At 63.1% G+C, this 18,236-nt stretch carries 18 protein-coding genes; 3 read left to right on the top strand and 15 right to left on the bottom strand.

Annotation, left to right across the window (positions count from 1 at the left end):
* Window positions 1-9: 9 nt before the first annotated feature.
* The 9 genes from Q5Y75_RS00395 to Q5Y75_RS00355 form a co-directional block, all read right to left on the bottom strand.
* Window positions 10-3,084: a virulence factor SrfB gene (locus Q5Y75_RS00395; RefSeq protein ID WP_306193371.1), complete on the bottom strand. Its 3,075-nt coding sequence runs from the start codon at window positions 3,082-3,084 to the stop codon at window positions 10-12.
* Window positions 3,085-3,105: 21 nt separating this feature from the next.
* On the bottom strand, window positions 3,106-4,026 hold the full coding sequence (locus Q5Y75_RS00390; RefSeq protein ID WP_306193370.1) for a hypothetical protein: 921 nt from the start codon (window positions 4,024-4,026) through the stop codon (window positions 3,106-3,108).
* Window positions 4,027-4,032: 6 nt separating this feature from the next.
* Complete coding sequence (locus Q5Y75_RS00385; protein ID WP_306193369.1) at window positions 4,033-5,706, bottom strand: trypsin-like peptidase domain-containing protein; 1,674 nt, start codon at window positions 5,704-5,706, stop codon at window positions 4,033-4,035.
* A gap of 4 nt (window positions 5,707-5,710) precedes the next feature.
* Window positions 5,711-6,418, bottom strand: a complete 708-nt coding sequence (locus tag Q5Y75_RS00380) for a hypothetical protein (protein ID WP_306193368.1) — start codon at window positions 6,416-6,418, stop codon at window positions 5,711-5,713.
* Window positions 6,419-6,574: 156 nt separating this feature from the next.
* Window positions 6,575-7,594 carry a diguanylate cyclase domain-containing protein gene (locus Q5Y75_RS00375; RefSeq protein ID WP_306193367.1) on the bottom strand — a complete coding sequence of 340 codons (1,020 nt, stop codon included), beginning with the start codon at window positions 7,592-7,594 and terminating at the stop codon, window positions 6,575-6,577.
* Entirely contained in the window at window positions 7,591-8,178 is a 588-nt protein-coding gene (locus tag Q5Y75_RS00370) for a heme NO-binding domain-containing protein (protein ID WP_306193366.1), read from the bottom strand. The genes Q5Y75_RS00375 and Q5Y75_RS00370 overlap by 4 nt, the downstream gene beginning before the upstream one ends.
* A gap of 90 nt (window positions 8,179-8,268) precedes the next feature.
* Window positions 8,269-9,828: a trimethylamine methyltransferase family protein gene (locus Q5Y75_RS00365; protein WP_306193365.1), complete on the bottom strand. Its 1,560-nt coding sequence runs from the start codon at window positions 9,826-9,828 to the stop codon at window positions 8,269-8,271.
* A 120-nt stretch (window positions 9,829-9,948) separates the two neighbouring features.
* Window positions 9,949-10,638 carry an HAD family hydrolase gene (locus tag Q5Y75_RS00360; protein ID WP_306193364.1) on the bottom strand — a complete coding sequence of 230 codons (690 nt, stop codon included), beginning with the start codon at window positions 10,636-10,638 and terminating at the stop codon, window positions 9,949-9,951.
* A 24-nt stretch (window positions 10,639-10,662) separates the two neighbouring features.
* A complete protein-coding gene (locus Q5Y75_RS00355; protein WP_306193363.1) occupies window positions 10,663-10,947 on the bottom strand; it encodes a DUF3572 domain-containing protein in 285 nt (94 codons plus the stop codon).
* A gap of 96 nt (window positions 10,948-11,043) precedes the next feature.
* Here Q5Y75_RS00355 and Q5Y75_RS00350 point away from each other — a divergent pair, with 96 nt between their 5' ends.
* Entirely contained in the window at window positions 11,044-12,429 is a 1,386-nt protein-coding gene (locus Q5Y75_RS00350; protein WP_306193362.1) for a diguanylate cyclase, read from the top strand.
* A gap of 2 nt (window positions 12,430-12,431) precedes the next feature.
* On the opposite strand, the gene Q5Y75_RS00345 is transcribed toward Q5Y75_RS00350, so the two are convergent.
* The 4 genes from Q5Y75_RS00345 to Q5Y75_RS00330 are packed head-to-tail and all read right to left on the bottom strand — an operon-like array spanning window position 12,432 to window position 14,435.
* Window positions 12,432-12,905, bottom strand: a complete 474-nt coding sequence (locus tag Q5Y75_RS00345) for a periplasmic heavy metal sensor (RefSeq protein WP_306193361.1) — start codon at window positions 12,903-12,905, stop codon at window positions 12,432-12,434.
* Complete coding sequence (locus tag Q5Y75_RS00340; protein WP_306193360.1) at window positions 12,906-13,265, bottom strand: hypothetical protein; 360 nt, start codon at window positions 13,263-13,265, stop codon at window positions 12,906-12,908.
* Complete coding sequence (locus Q5Y75_RS00335) at window positions 13,258-13,863, bottom strand: RNA polymerase sigma factor (RefSeq protein ID WP_371933229.1); 606 nt, start codon at window positions 13,861-13,863, stop codon at window positions 13,258-13,260. Before Q5Y75_RS00335 ends, Q5Y75_RS00340 begins: the two co-directional genes overlap by 8 nt.
* Window positions 13,864-13,877: 14 nt before the next feature.
* Window positions 13,878-14,435 (bottom strand): EF-hand domain-containing protein, encoded by a 558-nt coding sequence (locus tag Q5Y75_RS00330; protein WP_306193359.1) that lies wholly within the window; start codon window positions 14,433-14,435, stop codon window positions 13,878-13,880.
* Window positions 14,436-14,667: 232 nt separating this feature from the next.
* On the opposite strand from Q5Y75_RS00330, the gene Q5Y75_RS00325 reads away from it, so the two are divergent.
* Together Q5Y75_RS00325 and Q5Y75_RS00320 are read left to right on the top strand one after the other, a co-directional pair.
* The gene (locus Q5Y75_RS00325) at window positions 14,668-15,069 is read left to right on the top strand and encodes a DUF983 domain-containing protein (protein ID WP_306193358.1); all 402 of its coding nucleotides are present in this window, start codon (window positions 14,668-14,670) and stop codon (window positions 15,067-15,069) included.
* A 22-nt stretch (window positions 15,070-15,091) separates the two neighbouring features.
* Window positions 15,092-15,790, top strand: coding sequence for an NUDIX hydrolase (locus Q5Y75_RS00320; protein ID WP_306193357.1), 699 nt, complete (start codon window positions 15,092-15,094; stop codon window positions 15,788-15,790).
* A 2-nt stretch (window positions 15,791-15,792) separates the two neighbouring features.
* Here the strand turns inward: Q5Y75_RS00320 and Q5Y75_RS00315 are convergent, their stop codons facing one another.
* Window positions 15,793-17,460, bottom strand: coding sequence for a ribonuclease J (locus Q5Y75_RS00315; RefSeq protein ID WP_306193356.1), 1,668 nt, complete (start codon window positions 17,458-17,460; stop codon window positions 15,793-15,795).
* Window positions 17,457-18,236 carry a type III pantothenate kinase gene (locus tag Q5Y75_RS00310; RefSeq protein ID WP_306193355.1) on the bottom strand — a complete coding sequence of 260 codons (780 nt, stop codon included), beginning with the start codon at window positions 18,234-18,236 and terminating at the stop codon, window positions 17,457-17,459. The genes Q5Y75_RS00315 and Q5Y75_RS00310 overlap by 4 nt, the downstream gene beginning before the upstream one ends.

The following is an 18,236-nucleotide window of genomic DNA, read 5'->3' as shown; positions in this document are numbered from 1 at the left end:
CGCCTCAACCTACAGCCGGAAAAGTCCGGTATCGATCCAATATTCATCCTCGAAGCCAAGCGTATGCAGGCGCAGCTGCACCTCGGCCGGTTTCATGCTGTCGCCCTCGGCATCCTCGACCTCAGTGACTGAAAACGCCTCGCGCATGGCTTCGCGGCGCAACACGGTGTCAGAGGTTTCCACGTCCGGGTCCCCGTCAAACTCTGTGCGCTCAAACGTGACATTCAAGGGCGCCCGGCCCTGCGCCGACTGGGTCGCGAAATCCAGCCGATAGAGTGGCGTGGTGGTCCAGCGTTCCAACGGCAATTGCCGCGCACCCAGATGGATCGGCGTATACATCTTCACGCTGGCTTCCAGATCGCTGGCCGACTTTCGGTCGTCCAGGTCGACATCAGAAAACAGAATGCGGTCCGTCAGGATTTGGCCCGAAGTATCCATCTCGCCGATATAGCGTGCTGTAGACTGCATGCGGAACGCACCGGTCATCACTTTGAAGTTAGGGATGCGCGCCTCGCTCAATGCGATCAGCATACCGCCCACCGCAACGGTCGATTTGGGATCGCCGATGCGCTGGGTCACCGGATCGCGGAACGGATACCAGCGCCCGGTCTTATAGCTGTGCATCGGGATCAGCCGGTGCGGCGGCACCACCATCATCTCTTGCAGGATCGCGCGCACTGCAGGCAGGCGCGAGGGGCGCCCGGTGATCAGTACCACGTCAACGCCCAGATGCGCGATCACCTCGCCCATATTGCCCAGCGCCTTTTGCAGCACCTCGCGGGCGATAGCATCCACTTCGTCGCGGCTGAAGGACAGGACCACATCGCGCAGATGGAATTCTTCGGCACCCAGCGTGCGGGCGGGCTGTTCGATATAGTCGGTCAGCACATCCGGCAGGCTGGCATCACCGCTATCCGATAGCGGCAGGATATCGGCAATTGTCAGATCGAGCGGGGCAAACTCATCGGCGGTCTCGCAGGCCTCCAGAATGGCCACCGCCAGCGGCATCAGCACGCGCAACGCAAATTGCCGCCGTTTCTGGATGCTCTGCTGATCAAGGCCCCCGGTATCGCCTGCAAAAAGCTCGCGAATCTTCTCGGCGGCATAGCGCCCACCACCGGCCTCAATCGCCGATTGCAGACCCGGCAGGATGATCGAGGCGATGACGCGCTGCAACAGCTCGTCACCGGCCACGCGGAACCCTTCGCGGAAGGTCTGGCGCGGGTGCAGCACGCGGCCCGCCTCGCCCCAATAGGTGGTGACCATCAGATCGGTGGTGCCGCCACCAATGTCGATAGAGGCCAGACGCAGCGATGGCGTGGGATCGGCACCCTCGGAACGTGCACGCGGGCGACCCTTGAGGTCCAGAAACCGGTCGATGCGACCATCGAATTTCTGGGTCAGTTCCGAATAAAGATAGACAAGCTGGGTGCAACTGGCCTCGTCCCATTCCACGATCAACTCGGGCGGCTGCGAGATCGCGCTTTCGCCCGTGCTCAGCCCCATCAGCGACCAGACCAGTGCCAGCGCGCCCTTGGCCTTGGAGCGGATGATCGCCTGCTCTTGCGCGGTAGTCGCGGTGGGCAGGGTCAGGATGATCCGGTCAAGGCGGCGCGGCAGTTCCGATTGCGCCCGCCGGGCCCGGCTGGCGGGCGCGTTCACCTGGATCAGCGCATGGGCGATGATCTCGGCCAGCATGAACCCAAAGAGAGAGGCGCGCGCAAAGCGGGGCCGGATCGCCGGGTTGGTCCGGGATTTGCCACGCGGGCGCAGGCGGGCCTTTTCATCCGCCGCAATCTGTTCCAGCACATCGCCGTTTTCATTGAGGAACCGCATCCCCGCGCGCAGCGATTTCGGCAGGTTGTTGGGATCGGAATGGTGATGAAACCGCCAGTCCTGCTGCAAGGGCGTATCATCCCAGAGATAGCGCTTGGGGCTGGACAGCCCCGAGGCGGTCTCGGTCCCCTCTTCGCCCGCGACAAGCCGCAGCGCCTCGGGGCCAGTGCGCACGAAGCTGGGCCAGATGAAGGCGTTGCGCCGACCCGAGCGGCTGGCGAAACGTTCGTCACCCATGCGGAACTCGGAAAATTCCACCCGGCTTTCGAACAGGCCCGAATAGGTTCGCTCGGGCTGAGACAGATCGCGGATTTCCAGCGGATAAGACCGCGCCAGATCCAGCCGCGTTTCGCCAGGGAACCGCTCGATCAAAATACCACAGGTGCGCGAATTGCCCACATCCAGCACCAGTTCCACATCCACCGGCGTCAGCCCGTCGCGCTGGGAATCCGTATTGGCCAGCCGCAGCCGCGGCACAGAAACCGCGTGATTGACCAGCCGCAGATAGGCCAGGTAACGCGCCCAATGCTCGAACTTGTGCGGCAGCGTTTCAGACGTGATCCGCCTGCCGGGCCGTTCGGCACGCTTGAAGGCGATGAAAGCCTCCTCCAGCCAGTCCGACACCCATTTCTGCAGATCGAGTGCCTGCCCGTCCCCATCGCTGTCCAACCGGCGCAGGAACCAGTCCATATGCGCGGGATCAGATACGAAACGGAATTCGCGGGACTTTTCTGCATCCGCGCGCTCAGGTGCCAGATAGCGGTCCGCCTGCGCGGCCTCGATCAGCGCGGTGTCGATCGCCATTTGCACGCGATGGGTATTGCCGTCTTCATCCTCGGGGCTGTCCAGTTCCACCACCCGCATCCGCGCCCAGGTCGAGGGGCCGGGATCAAACCGTTCCTCGCCCCCCGGACCGCGATCCGTCTTGATGCGCAGCACCGGCACGGGCACCCATTTCGACAGGAACGGCTCCAGCGCGGCGACGGGACGCACCGAATAGGGATCGTCATCATCACGCGCGGCATCCTCGATCGCCTCATCGGTCTCGGCATCGCCGGTGAGCGGCATCAGCGCCCATTCTTCATTGGCGTCATCGCCACCAACCTGCCGTTCGATGAACCGGGCGTTCTTGACCTCGATCTGATCCAGACGGAACCCGAAATCGAGTATCTGCACGCCCGAATAGGGCACAAGCGTCACCTCGTCGCGCCAATCGGCCAACCGGGCAAGATGTTCACTGCTTTGCATTCACGTCTCTCAATTCGGGCCTCAGTTCGGCGCTTGGGGCACAGTGTAGGACGCATCCTCCAGCCCTGCCAAGCGCTTGATTTTCTGGATGAGATTCGGCAACAGCCCGCCTTCTTTCTCAGGCTGCGGCGCTGGCGGTTCTGCGGGCGCTGCTTCGGCGGGCGCAATCGGCACCACCGGTCTACAGGCGCGATCGGTCAGCGCGATCTCATGCTGCAGGCGCGCGACGCGGTCATTCAGCACCTGATATTCGGAATAAGCCGCCGACAGCTCCGCCGTATCTTCATGGCAATGATCAGGCCCAAACGGGCTCAGCCCGCAGGGATGGATCATCAGATAGAGGATCAACCCCAGCAGCGCCGCCAGCAGCAGCCAACCGAGCAGGATCAGCCACCACCAGACCGGGCTGGTCCAAACGCTGGCCACCGGGCCGGATTGCACCGCACTCAGCGGCTGCGCGCGTGGCACCATCTTGGTCAGCACGCCGCGCACCGCCATGCGTTCGCCACTGACCCAGGCCCAATGCACCAGCACCGGGTGATCGCCATCAGCGCTGCGGATCACGTGGATCATGTCTTCGGACGGGATCTCGACCGCGTTGCGCAGCGCCTCGCCCAAACGGTGATCGTCCGATCCCGGCCCCGCATCCAGCACGTCCGCCTCGGCCAGAATCGCCGCGATCTTCTCGCCCAGCCGCGCCTTCACCGCGTCCTGTTCCTCGGGCGCGAGATCGGACAGGCGCATGGGTCGCCCGGCCATCGGCGCGTGCCAGTCGATGCGGTCACCATGGGGTGTGCTGACCGGTTCGGCCAGAAGATTGGCACAGTCAGCCCCAAGCCTTTGTCGCAACGCCCCGGTCACCAGCTCATAAGACCGCTGCGCCGCCGTGCCCAGCGGTTGCAGCCCTTCCGAGGTGGTGGTTGTGAGCAGCGCCTCAAACACCCGACATCACTCCTCAGCTGGGACCGATTGGGCGACTTGCGGACGGACCTGCGGCGCGCAGACCTCTTCGGTTAGCGCCGGGCTTGCGGGCGTACCCTGCAGGAATTCTAGTACATCCGGCATCGCAAGAGCATAACTGCGGTTCTGCAACGGCCCCTTGCGCACGAAGCTGTTGATCCCTACGACCCGACCGCACATATCTACCAGCGGACCGCCAGAATTGCCGGTGCTGAGCGGTGCGGAATGCATCAGCACATTGGTATCCGGCGCCAGTTGCTGTTCGGTGTTCACGATGCCATCGGTCACCGTCAGTGCGGGTACAGCGCCAGCATCGCCACGCATCAGCCCGGCGAAGTCAAGGTCCAGCTCCAAAACATCTCCGGGAAAGCCCGCTGCGATCACATTGGTCAGACGCAGCGAGGCAGGCGGTTGATGCAGGGTGAATCCGGGCAGATCACCCGCCTCGATCTGCAATAGCGCGAAATCATCGCCGGTCTCAGCCAGTGGGCCGGAGGCCTTGAGAACATTGGCCGCCAGAGGCTCGGGCAAGGCCTTGCCGATTACCACGACACGGGTGTCCGCGCCGAGGTCAATGACATGCTGGTTGGTCAGGATATGGCCATTGCCGATGGAAAAGCCCGACCCTGCCGCAACGCCGGAGGGTCCTTCGGCCAACACCAGAACCGTGCGGTTGTCGAGATGGCTGACCAGGTCCTCTGGCTGATCTGGCGCATCCGGATTCGGCACCAGAACGCGATCCGCCTTGTTGGGCAGCAGCGCGTCAGGCGCGGCGGCGGCCTGTTCGGGGAACGCGGTGCCCTCTGCGGGCGGCAGCAACCCTTCTGGCGTCGTGCCGTCGGGCAGGATCAACACGCCGTCAGCGCGACAGACCGCCCCGTCCAGCGCGGTTTCCAGAGAAGCGATGCGCTCACGCAGGCTGGCGTTGAGCGCGTTTTGCGCATCGAGCGTCCCGGCCTCGGTGATGCGCGGCGGCTGTTTCGGCAAAAGCCGCGTGCCCGGCTGCAAGAGCCAGAACAGCACCGCCGCCGCGATCAGCAGCAACACCAGCAGCGGCACCCAGGCCAGCGGCGACAGGCGCGCGCGAGGGGCGGGTTCTTCAGCCGGAGGTGGGGTCGTCACCGGCGTTGCCGCAACCGCAGGTGCGACCGAGGGCGTCGCGGCGGCGGTGGGCTGGCGCATGAAGCGGCCCAGCGTGGCCTCGAAATGTGCAGGCCGCGCCGCCGCGCTGGCCCCGCGCCCGTCCGGCATCAGGCCCCAGTTCACGATGAAGGGACGGCCATCCGCCACCATCACATCGTCCGCCCCATACGTGGTCAGCGCGCCCCAGGCCAGATCGCTCTGCGCCGAATCTTCGGCGAGGGTCCGCAAGGGGCGCAAATGATCGGACAGATAGGCCGAGATCCGGTCCTGCTCGGCAGGGCTCAACCGGCTGAGCGGCTGCGCCTCACCGACCGCATCGGCATACCAGGCCACGGTTGGGGCGGCTTCATCATTGCCGCGACTGATCAGCGGCTCGGCAAACAGCGCGGCCACTTCGGGCCCGGCCCGTTCTGACAGCAAAGCCTGCAACTCGGCATGACGCTCCAGCACCGGTGCATCAGCGGCGTGCACGAAATCATCCGGGGCCACGCGGATCTTGGACAGGAACTGATTGGCCATGAGGTTACCTCCGCGCCCGCCGCAGTGTCGCGGAACTGCGGCCGTTGGTTTCCGGTTGATACGTGTCGCAATTGGCGTTGCCGCGATTGTCGATACTGCAATTGATATCGCGGCGGAAAATGGACGAGCCATTGTCACATTGCAGGTTGCCCGGTTCGCGCATGGTCAGGCGGCCATTGCCCGGCAACTGCCCCGACAGGCGCCCCTCGCAGCGAATGCCCCCGGTCGAGCGCATCACCTGCGTGCCATTGCCATTGCGATCGAAACAGATGCGCCAGTAGCGGAATCGCTCGATCTTGCCGGTGTTGATTTCACGCACGGCATAATCCGAGGACAGTTCCCAGCAGCCTTCCATCACCGAGATATCATCATCGTCGAACGCATCCGGGTCCAGCCCGCTGGGGGTCTGAGGTTTCGGCGGCGGCGGTGGCGGAGGGGGTGGTGGTGGCGGAGGGGGCGGCGGCGGATCAGCCTTGCAGTGATAAAGCGCCAGCTCGCTTTCCAGCTGATTCATCCGCGCCACCAGATCGGCATTGGTGACATCGCTCTGGGCCAGATCGGCCCGCAGCCGCTCGGCCTTGGGGTCTTCGCAGAATGAAAGGACGCGATCCGTGAACGGCAGGCGCACGCCACAGGATTGCAAAAGCAACGCGGCAGAGGCACCGATCAGGGCGACAAGCACTACTGCGAAAGCCGCAACGAGAAACCGCATAATCACCCAGGCGTCCGTCCCTTGTCTGATCGGCTCCGCCTCCTAACCACTTTGGGCGAGTTTATGACGCAGGCTTTGCGGGCCGCAAGCCCCAGTCTTTGCACGTCTCCGTGGGGTTGTGGGTTTCCGCCGGTCCGGCGGCGGCTTCATGCAGGCTCAGTTCATCCGGCCCCTCGGATCGGCGCTGGTGATGGCAGGCGGTGCAGTCATGGAGGGATCAAAGAAGCGATGCCCCGCACGGCCCCCATGTTTGGCGGCATAAAGCGCAAGATCGGCCGCATGCAGCAGCTCGCCCGCCTCACCCCCCGCCTGCTGATCGGACAGCACGGTGCCCATGCTACCAGAGATGCGGCATTCCTCGCCGTTATAGCCGATCGGGGTTTCCAGACGTTCAATCAACCGCTTGGCAATCGCGTCCAGTTGTTTGCGGTCGCGCAGCTTGGGAAAGACGATCACGAACTCATCCCCCCCGACCCGCGCCACCGTATCGTCGCTGCGGGTCACATCTACCATGATGCGCGCAACTTCTTGCAATACGTGGTCGCCCGCTGCATGGCCCAGCGTATCGTTCACGGCCTTGAAATGATCCAGATCCACATGCATCAGCGCAAAGGGCACGGACGCGGCCAGATAGCGCTGCAGGATCAGGTCCAGCGCGCGGCGATTCTTCAACCCGGTGAGCGTATCGGTGAACGCCTGTTCCTCGGCTGCGATCTTGGCCCCCTGAAGCCGGACATTGAGATTGCGTGATGCCTTCATCGCGGCGGATTTGGCCTCAATCAGATAGAGTAGTTCGATCGCCAGGTCCGTATGCGCGAAATCGGCGGCGCTGAGCCCGTATTGTCCCACCGCATCCAACAGCGAAATACCAAAGGACATGTTCACCACCGCCCCGTCCCCCAGGGGCGCGAGGCTTGCCTTGAACGAGGTTTGCGGGCTGTCGCGAAAGCGCAGGTGCAGCCGCCCGTCAGGCGCCTCTAGCAACTCCTCCATCGACATGATGCGGCGTGGGCGCAAAACCTCGAACAGGTCCAGAAAGCGCGCACCTACCACGCCGCGATCCGGGCGCAGCTTGCGGATTGTGCCGCCAGCCTCGACCACATGGCCCGTGGCGTTCAGCATCAAATGCATGGGGCATAGCCGGTCCAGCATGTCTGCAAGCTCTTCCCCGGTCATCCCGCGCGCGCCCCCAATTCGAAACTGCGCCCTTCGGCGAAGGAGCTTTCGATCAGGGTGATCTCGATGATTTCGGCACTGCCGGTGGCGCCCTTGTGGTCGAGAATCGCCAGCGCGCCGTAATCATCCGCCATGGCCCGCAACACACCGGTCATCACATCGGCATAGCCCGGCAAGCCCGGCTGGCAGGTCAGCGTGTAATGGCCATGGGCATATTCCCGCAATTCCAGCGCGGGCAAGGTCAGGTCGGACACCGCCATGCGGGCCCGATCGGGCAGATCATCCAGCGAGTGCAGGAATTCCACATAGGTCACCCCTCCGAATCGCAACAGCCGCCGCAGGGATTCGGTATTGGGGTTCGAGACCAGATAGGTCCCCAGATCCTCCAGCAGATCGCGCCGGTTGCGGCCAAGATCGCGCACAATTTCGACCAGCACCCTGTCGGTGGTCTCGTTTTCATAAACCAGCATCGGTTCGAATTCGACGAACCCAAGCTCGGCGGCTTCGGTCACCCGGAGCCAGCATTCACGACCGTAATTGTGGCAAACGAAAGACTGGATCGCCCTATTTATCAGCCCATGCATGACCTCACCCTAATCTGCGTCAACACAGTGTCGCGCCGAAAGGATTAAGAAAGTGCCAACGCGACAGGGTGCGGAGGAAAAATATCCGGATCAGAAGTCCGTGGGCGCACCACCTTCGGCCTTTCGGCGCGCAACAAAATCCGCCAATTCGTCGCGGATGCCCGCATCCATCGGCGGGGCCTCGAACGCGCCGATGATTTCTTTGAACATGTGATGGGCTCGTTCCGCCGTCCAGATGCCGCCCGCCTCTTCCCAAGCTTCGAAATTGCGCCAGTCGCTCAGATAAGGCTGGTAAAAGGCTGTCGTATAGCGGTCTTGCGTGTGCTGGATGCCAAAGAAGTGGCCGTCATTGCCAACCTCGCTGATCGCATCCAGCGCGATATCCTGGGGCGTTGTTGCAGTAACAGAAGGCTCCATATACCGCTGAATATGCTGCAAAATCTCGCAGTCCATGATGAATTTCTCGGGGCTGGCGATCAACCCGCCTTCCAGCCATCCGGCCGCGTGGTAGACCATGTTGGTCCCCGACTGCACCGCCGCCCAGAGCGAATTCGAGGTTTCCCACATCGCCTGACCATCGGGCACATTCGCCGCGCACACGCCCGAGGAGCGCATCGGCAAGCCATAGAAACGCGCCATCTGCCCGGTCATCTGGGTCGAGCGCATATATTCCGGCGTGCCAAAGGCGGGCGCTCCCGACTTCATGTCAACATTGGACGTGAAGGTCCCGATAACACAGGGAATTCCCGGCTTCACATATTGGAAGAGCGCGATCGCACAAAGCGCCTCGGCCAGCGATTGCGCCACCGCGCCCGCCATGGTCACCGGTGCCATCGCCCCGGCCAGCGTGAAGGGTGTCACCACAATCACCTGGCCCCTGCGCGCCAGCCGCAGGCAGCCGTCGATCATCGGGTGGTCGTGCTTGAGCGGCGAGGTGGAGTTGATATTGGTGTACATCCGCGGCGTGGCTTCGAATTCCTCGTGGCTCAACCCGCCCGCGATACGTACCAACTCCATCACGTCCTCGACGCGCTCCTTGCCCAGGGAATAGGCGTGCATCACCTTGTCGCTGAGCGTCAGCTTGTCATAGAGCACATCCAGATGCCGCACTGAGGCGTGGATATCGACCGGTTCCACCGGATAGCCGCCCGCAAAATGGATACAATTGAAATATTGCGTCAGTTTCAGCAGGTTCCGGCATTGTTCGCGATTGCCCGAGACCTTCTTGCCGATCTCCATATCCCAGTAATTCGGCGGCGATGACACATTGCCGAACAGGATATTGTTGCCTCCCACCGTCAATTGATGGTCGGGGTTACGCGGCGTGAGGGTGAACTGACTGGGGGCTTTGCCGATCATCTCCATGACGAAATCGCGCCCCATCCGCACCACCTCGCCCTCGACCGAGCATCCGGCCTCGCGCAGAATGCCCAGCGCCTCTTCGTTGAGGAACACGATGCCGATCTCTTCGAGGATGCGCATCGCGCCTTCGTGAATAGCCTGCACGCCCTCGGGGCTCAGCGGTTCGATGGGGCGGTCGATATTGACGGGGATGCGCCAGGGCATCTGATCGATGACCGCCGATCCCCGCCGTGCGGCGGCTCCGGCGCGCCCGCCGCCTCTTTTCCTGCGTGTGGCGCTCTGGTTCATGGCACATCTCCCTTCGCTTCCTTCGAGGAAGCCTCAGATGCGCCGCGCGCCGCCGCTCTATCCGCGACCTGAAACGTCGCTTTTCAATCCTCGACAGGCGGTTTCGTGAGTTTGAATGGGCTATAGCCCCAGCCAAGCCGGAATCTCGCCAATATGCGCCAGAACCACATCGGCATGGGGGGCGAGCTCATCTGCAGGGGCCATGCCGGTCAGCACAGCCACGGTTCGCATCCCGGCGGCACGGCCAGCCAACAGGTCATGGGTGCTGTCGCCCACCATGGCGACATGTTCGGGCGCGACCCCAACATGGGCGGCAAAGGCCAGCAACTGACCGGGGCCGGGCTTGGCCCCGTGGCCGCTGTCGGACCCGGCAATGAAATCAAACCTGTCCTGCACCCCGGCTCCGCCCAGATGCACGCGCGCGGGGGCCTCGGCGTCGTTGGTGGCGACACCCAGCTTCAAGCCATGGCCACGCAGATGATCCAGAAATGGGCCCAACGGCACCGCCTCGGCCTGTGGGGCCTGCGATGCCTCGTGGTTCAGCATGTCGATCAGGGCTGGCTTGGTCATGCCGGGCACCCAGGGCGCGAGAACCTCGACAATCTCGGCGGGCGTTCCGGCGATCACGATACTGTCGGGGTGATAGCGACCAGCATGCAAATCGAACCCGATCACCTCGCCCAGCTGCGCTGCGCGCGTGATGTCCCCCTCTGCCAGTTTCATCATGAGAGCGCGGGCGAATGCCTCCCAGGTGGCAGCGAAGTCGAACAGGGTTCCGTCCTTGTCAAACAGGATGGCATCGATCTGCATGAAGAACTCCGTTTGGTTTGGCAGTCAGGTCCAGTGCATTCCGGCCTCGCCCGCAAGGGCGGCGCGGGCCTGCATAGGCTGGTCATAAGGCACGGCGCAGGCATCACAGAAGGCGACGATCCAGGCGTCATCCATCATCAGGAAATCCAGCACCGAGAGCAGAAACTCCGGGTCGCCAGCATGTGCGCGCAGTTGCGCCTCATCCGCGCCGGTCGAGCCCAGAAAGACCGGCAGCAATTCATCATTTCCGACCAGCCAGGCCAACGCGCGCAGGGCCAGCGTTTCAGCGGTAGCGGAGGAAAAGGACATGAAACCTCGGGTCTTTGCAGCGGCGGAAAGGGATTCTTAACCAGTTTCTTAAACATATCGGGAGGAATGAAAAGCACTAGTCGATAGGATGCTTCGATGCAGGGAACGATTTTGATACTGGATGGCGTGTCCACCAACAGGATCATGCTGAAGGTTCAGCTGTCGGCCGCTTGGTATCATGTGGTGCAAGCAGCAACCCTTGAGGGGGTGATGGCGCTGATCCACCGCACCCGCCCCGATCTGATCATCTCGGCGATGGATCTGCCCGATGGCGACGCGCTAGGGCTACACCGGATGCTGCAGGGCGAAACCGCGACGGCCAATATCCCGATGATCGCCATCGCGCGCCAAAACGATCGCGGCGCAAAGCTGCGGGCGCTGGCGGCAGGCATTCACGACGTGCTGTGCCAGCCCTGCAATGACGTGATTCTGCTGGCGCGTATCCGCAGCCTAATCCGCATCCACGGCAATCTGGGTGAGCTGCAGCGTCAATCCGCCTCGCAAGCGGTGGGGTTTGACGAGGCGTCCAGCCCCTTTGCCCCGGCAGAGCGGACCGCATCGGTTGCTGTGATCGCGCAGAGCTGCGGCACCGGCGCGGTCTGGCGCACGCAACTGCGCGAGCAGGTGGGCCACCGGCTGGATCTGGCCACCTGCAATGGGCTGCACGGCCTGCCCGATCAGGGCGCGCCGGATGCGCTGATCGTGGAATTGTCCGAAGGCGCGGCGGGCCTGCGACTGCTGGCCGATCTGCGCGCCCGCGGGTTGACCCGCAACGCCGCCGTGATCGCGGTACCCAAACTGCCCAGCACCCAGCGTGCGGCAACGGCGCTCGATCTGGGGGCCGATGACGTGGTGGTGGGCGGGTTCTGCGCCCGAGAGGTTGCGCTGCGGCTTGAAACCCTGTTGCGGCGCAAGGCCCGAGCCGACCGCTACCGCGACAGCGTGCAAGCGGGGCTAAGGGCAGCAACCCGCGATTCGATGACCGGGCTGTATAACCGGCGCTATGCCCTGCCCGCTCTAGGCCGGTTGCTGCGCGGGCCCAAGACGCCGGATGCAGGATTTGCGGTGATGATGGTCGATCTCGATCACTTCAAGTCGATCAACGACACCTATGGGCATGCGGCGGGGGATGCGGTGCTGATCGAAACCGCACGCCGCCTGCGCGGCAACCTGCGCGCGCAGGACCTGATCGCCCGGATCGGTGGTGAAGAGTTCATGGTCGCCCTGCCCAATACGCCGCGCGAAGATGCGGACCGGGTGGCAGCGCGCCTGTGCCGGGAAATCAACGGGCAGCCCTTTAAACTGGGTGCGGGGACCACCCCCATCCATGTCACGGCCAGCATCGGTGTTGTGGTCGGCGAGCCGGAAAACGCGGCATCGGGTCAGAGCGATATCGAACACCTGATCGCGCAGGCCGACAAGGCGCTTTATGACGCCAAACATGCCGGCCGCAACTGCTACATGCTACAGCAAGCGGCCTGAGGTTACTTCTTGCCGCCCTTGTTGCGTTTGCGCTGTGCCAGCTCTTCCAGCCTGTCGGCGTAGGCCTGACGCTCGACGTCATCCATTGTCAGAACCTGCTCGATCCAGGCGGTCTGCATTTCCATGAAAACCGCGTTACGGGCTTTGGCCTGTTTGCCGATCACATCCCTTAGCGCCTGGGGGTCAAAGGGCTCTGCGTCCAGCACGGCGATCACCGCCTTGAGATCACCCTCTTTCGCGCCGCGCCGGGCCTTATGAATATCGCGGGTCTGCGTGCGCAGCGCCTTGCGGTCCTCATCCGGCAAGGCGCGGTAGAGCGTGGAGCCCACCGTTTTCGGCATCGGCCGTTTGTGATCATCGCCACCAAAGCGCAGCATCGCCCCCACGGCCAGCCCCGCAACCGCCAGGTTCAGCGCCAGCGAGACCCCCAGCAGCAGTTTGACCCAGGTCCGGGTTCTGTAAACGGTTTCCGCCATTTACCCTTCCTCCAGCGTGACATCATTGAAGGCGAAGCTCTGGAACAGCTCCAGATCCTCTTCCTGCTGGAACACCAGCCCGGCAGGGTCCGGCAGAAACTCCGGCGGCGCCAGACCGATCCAGACCCCAGCCGCGCTTGCCGCAACAAGCCCCCCCATCCCGGCCCAACCGCCAAGCAGGGATTGCAACTGATCCCAGAGACCAGGGCGCGACCGGACCGGTGCGACCAGCGTCAGTTGGTCCTGCTGAATGCGGTCGGCATCCGCCATCATCCGCGCGGCCAGACCCTCGGGCATGTCATCCCGCGTGTCGCGCGCTGCGGCGAACAGTGCCTCCAGATCCTTGTCAGTCTCAGTCATCGCCATATCCCAATTCCGCACGCCGGTCGGCCAAGGCCTTGGCTAGTGCTCTTTTGCCCCGGGCGGTCAGACTTTCGACCGCTTCGACGCTGATGTCCAAGATCCCCGCAATCTCGGGGTTTGACAGTTCTTCAATGTGGCGCAGCACCACCGCCTCGCGCTGGCGGTCGGGCAGTTGCATCAGCGCGCCCTGCAAGGCGTCATGACGCGCCGCATCCTGCAACCGCTCCGCCGGGCCCGGTGCGCTGTCTTCGGGTTCCGGCACCGCGTCGATATCCAGCGGTTTCTTGCGCCGTTTGATGTCGAAGCACAGGTTCAGCGTCACCCGGTAGAGCCAGGTCGAAACCTTGGCCTGCCCCCGCTGCCAGTCCGGGGACAAACGCCAGAGACGGATCATCGCCTCTTGCGCGACATCCTCCGCCTCGGCCCGGTTGCCCAGCACCCGCAAAGCCACCGCATAGGTCCGGGGGCCGAGCCGGTCGGTCAGCTCGGCCGCAGCCTGCCTGTCGCCCCGGGCGAACATGACAAGCAGGGTATCGTCGCTGAGCCCGGTCACACTCGCACTGTCACCGGGCCTGGCCGAAGATATCACCGGCAGGTCTTTCACACGGATCAGTTCTGTTGCGCGTCACCGTGCTTGTGCTTGCCGCGTTTCTTGCCCATCTTCTGGCTCGCATCCGCAAATTCCTGTTGCGAGATGGAACCGTCATCATTGGCGTCCATCCGATCGAACATCTTGGACGGATCGCGCCGTTTGGGCATTTCGTCCTGGCTCAGCTGACCATCACCGTTGGCGTCGCGACGTTCAAGCATCTTTGCCGCTTTTTCATTGGCTTTGGCGTGACCGGCTGCCTGCATTTCTTCGAGGCTGATCGAGCCGTCGCTATTGGCGTCGTATTTCTCGATCCGGCTGCTCGCCTTTTCGGTGGCACGCGCCTGACCAGACGCCTGCAGCTCTTCCAGGCTCAGCGTGCCGCTGCCATCGGTGTCGACGGAAGTGAAACGCTGCTCCTGCCAGGCCTGCACTTCTTCGATAGTGACCTGACCGTCGCCGTCAGCATCCAGCACCTCGAAGGCGACGCCCTTGCCCGGCCCCTTGGCCATCGCACTGCCTGCTGCAATTGCCGTCGCCAGAACCACAACTCCGCCGATAAAGCCTGCATGTTTCATCTTGGTCTTCCTTTTCTTGTGCGGCGGCCCCCTGCCGCCGATCATGCAGGTCAAACGCGGGCCAATCAGGAATCCGTCGCGATAGGGGCAAAGTTTTTTCAAAGTCCATGCGAACATGCTAAGATGCCTGCACCTGTCACCTTTTGCGACATGGGGACGCAAGAGCAATGCGCGCCCTATTCTGCCGCGCCGATTCAGGGCAAAAGAGCGGGTGATTTGCATTGAGGGCACCATGACCGATCAAGCCATTGAAGCGACCCAACCCATCTCAGACCGCCCGACCTGGCCTGCGCTGGCCAGGGGGTTCCGGCGCAAATGTCCGCGCTGTGGCAAGGGGCCTCTGCTGTTCAACTATCTCAAGGTGAATGACGCGTGCGGAGAATGTGGTCAGGAGTTCTTTCATCACCGTGCCGATGATGGCCCTGCCTATCTGACGATTCTTCTGGTCGGCCACCTGATGGCTCCGACGCTGCACGTGGCCTTTGTGCACTGGCGGCCCGAGCCTCTGACCCTGTTTCTGATTTTTGCGGTTGGTTGCCTAGCGCTCTCGCTTTACCTTCTGCCCAGACTGAAGGGCGCGGTTGTCGCCTATCAATGGGCGCGGCGCATGCACGGTTTCGGGCGGGCGGATTGAGCCCCTCGAAACAGGCTGGGGCATGAGCGAAGACAAGACAGCAATCCGGAACGCCGCGACGGTCATCGTTTTGCGGGATCGTGAAACGGTGCCATCGGTATTGATGGGACAACGCGGGGCCAAGGCGGCCTTCATGCCCAACAAGTTCGTTTTTCCCGGGGGTGCCGTGGATGCCGCCGATCGTGAGATCGCGCTGGCCGCGCCGCTGCCCGCGCTGTGTCGGGACCGGCTCGCCGAAGACGTTTCCGAAGATATCAGCAGCGCGCTTGCCGTCGCTGCGATCCGGGAACTGTGGGAGGAAACCGGACTGATCCTGGGCCAGCCCGGCACTTGGAACGGACCGGTGCCCGAGGATTGGCAGGGGTACGCCGCAACCGGGCATCTGCCCGAGGCGCAGAACCTTCAATTTGTCTTTCGCGCCATTACCCCACCGGGCCGTCCGCGCCGCTTCGACGCGCGCTTCTTTCTGATCGATGCGGCCCATATCATGGGCGACCCCGACGATTTCTCGCGCGCCTCGGACGAGCTGTCGCATCTGCAATGGATTCCGCTGAGCGAGGTGCGAACCTTCGACCTGCCTTTCATCACCGAGGTGGTGCTGGCCGAGATCACCGAGCGGGCGCAGGATCTGAACCCGCCAGCCTCGGTCCCGTTTTTCCGCAATGATGACGAGCAGAGCCTGTTCCTGCGCCTGCGCGGCCACCCCATGACCGGTGATTAAGGTCAGCGCATCCTGCTGACCACTACCGTCACTTCGGGTTTGCGACCGATCTCGTTCAGGGCGGACTGGCGCGTGATCCGTCGCAACGACTCTTCCAGCTTGTCATCGTCGCGCAAAGTCTTCTTGTCGGCGCGCATCAGGAACTGGTTCAAATCCTCTTCCAGCACCTCGATCAGCGCCGCGCGAGAGCTTCCGGTTTCCGGCAGGCCCTTGGTATCACACCAGGGTTCGCCCAGCGGCTCATCCTCTTCGTCGAGAATGGCGGTCACGATCACATGGCCGTTCAGCGCCATGCGGATACGGTCGCGCACCACACCGTCCAGCGCCCCAATCTGGACGCTGCCATCCAGATAGGTGCGGCCCGTCTCGATATAATCGGCGACCTTGGGCGCATTGCCGCTGAGGTCCAGCATCATGCCGTTGACCGCGACAATCCCGGCGCGGCCACCGAGCTCGGCCAGTTTGGCATGTTCGCGCAGGTGGCGGTGTTCGCCATGCATCGGGATCACCATCTGCGGATCGACGATCTGATGCACCCGCTCAAGATCAGGGCGATTGGCATGGCCCGAAACGTGATAGAGGCCTGAACTGTCATCCACCACATCCACACCCATTTCGCTGAGCTGGTTGATAATGCGGATCACGCCTTTTTCGTTGCCCGGAATGGTCTTGGACGAGAACAGGAACAGATCGCCCTCGGCCAGTGACAGCCCGCGATACTTGCCGCGGGCCAGCTGCGCGCTGGCGGCGCGGCGCTCGCCCTGGCTGCCGGTCACGATCAACATCAGGTTGCCGCGCGGCACATCCTGTGCCTCTTCGGGGCTGATCACCTTGGGAAAATCGCTGAGCACGCCGGTCTCGACCGCCGCCTCGATCATCCGCCGCATGGCACGGCCCAGCAGAACGACCGACCGCCCTGCCCGCGCGCCCGCCTCGGCCAGCGTCTTCACCCGTGCCACGTTCGAGGCGAAGGTGGTGGCAACCACCATACCCTCGGCCCCGGCCACCAGCTTGGTGATCTCTGGCCCGACCTCGGATTCGGAGCGGCCCGGATGGGATGAAAACACATTGGTGCTGTCGCAAACCAGCGCCTTGACCCCGGGTTTCGCCACATCGGCCCACAGATCAGCGTCAAACGCCTCACCCACCACCGGATCGGTGTCCAGCTTGAAGTCACCCGAATGCACGATCCGGCCGCCGGGCGTGTCGATCACCAGCCCCGCACTTTCCGGGATCGAGTGCGACACCGGCAGGAAGCCCACCTTGAACGGTCCAGCCTCGATCTGTTCGGGCCAGGGAGAGGCGGTGCGCACGGCTTCCGGCGCGTGGCCGCGCTCCTCCATCTTGCGTCGGGCGATATTGGCCGTGAAAGCACGGGCATAGACCGGCACGTTCAGCGATGCATAGTTGAGCGAGACCGCGCCCACATGGTCTTCATGCGCGTGGGTGACGAAAATCGCCTCCAACTGGTCGGCGCGCTCCTTCAGCCAGGTGAGATCGGCAAAGATCAGATCAACGCCCGGCGTCGTATCCATATCGGGAAAGGCCACGCCCAGATCGACCAGGATCAGCCGTTCCTCGCCAGGTTTTCCGTAGCCATACACATAGGCGTTCATGCCTATCTCGCCCGCCCCGCCGAGGGGCAGGTAAATCAAACGTTCACTGCTCATTGAGAGCCATTTTCCTTGTTATAGCGATGAATCACGGTCAGCCCGTGCATCGTCAGATCATCTTCGAATGCGTCAAACAGCTGGGCGGATTGCTGGAACAGAGGCGCCAGCCCGCCGGTTGCGACGATTTTCATCGGGGCGCCGTATTCGCCCCTTATACGGTCGCAGACCTCGCGCACCAGCCCGACATAGCCCCAGAACACGCCGGATTGAATGCACTCCACGGTATTGGTTCCGATCACCTTTTGCGGCTTGGAGATATCCACATGCGGCAAGGCGGCTGCTGCCAGGTGCAAAGCTTCGAGGCTCAGGTTAACGCCCGGTGAAATCACGCCGCCCACATAGGCTCCGTCATGGGCCACAACGTCAAAGGTCGTGGCGGTACCGAAATCCACCACGATCAGGTCACCGCCATGGCGGTCAAACGCACCTGCGGTATTGACCAGCCGGTCGGGGCCGACCTGCGTCCCCTCATCGACGCGCGGCTGCGCGGGCAGCAGACAGTCGGGTTTGCCCACCACCAGAGGGCGGCAGCCAAAGAACCGATCGGCAAAGACGCGCAGGTTGAACACCACGCGCGGCACCGTTGACGAGATCACCACATCGGTGATGTCGACATCGATCCCGTAATGCTTCACCAGTGTCGAATACCAGGTGAAATAGGCATCCGCCGTGCGCGCATGATGGGTCGAGGTGCGCAGGGTGCACAGGAACTCCTGCCCGTCCCAGATCGAGAACACGGTGTTGGTGTTGCCGCAATCGATGGCCAGTAGCAT

The organism is Ruegeria discodermiae (assembly GCF_030758345.1).
Lineage (GTDB): Bacteria > Pseudomonadota > Alphaproteobacteria > Rhodobacterales > Rhodobacteraceae > Ruegeria_C.
The sequence above is the reverse complement of the archived record's forward strand: the minus strand, read 5'-3'. Positions and strand labels throughout refer to the sequence as shown.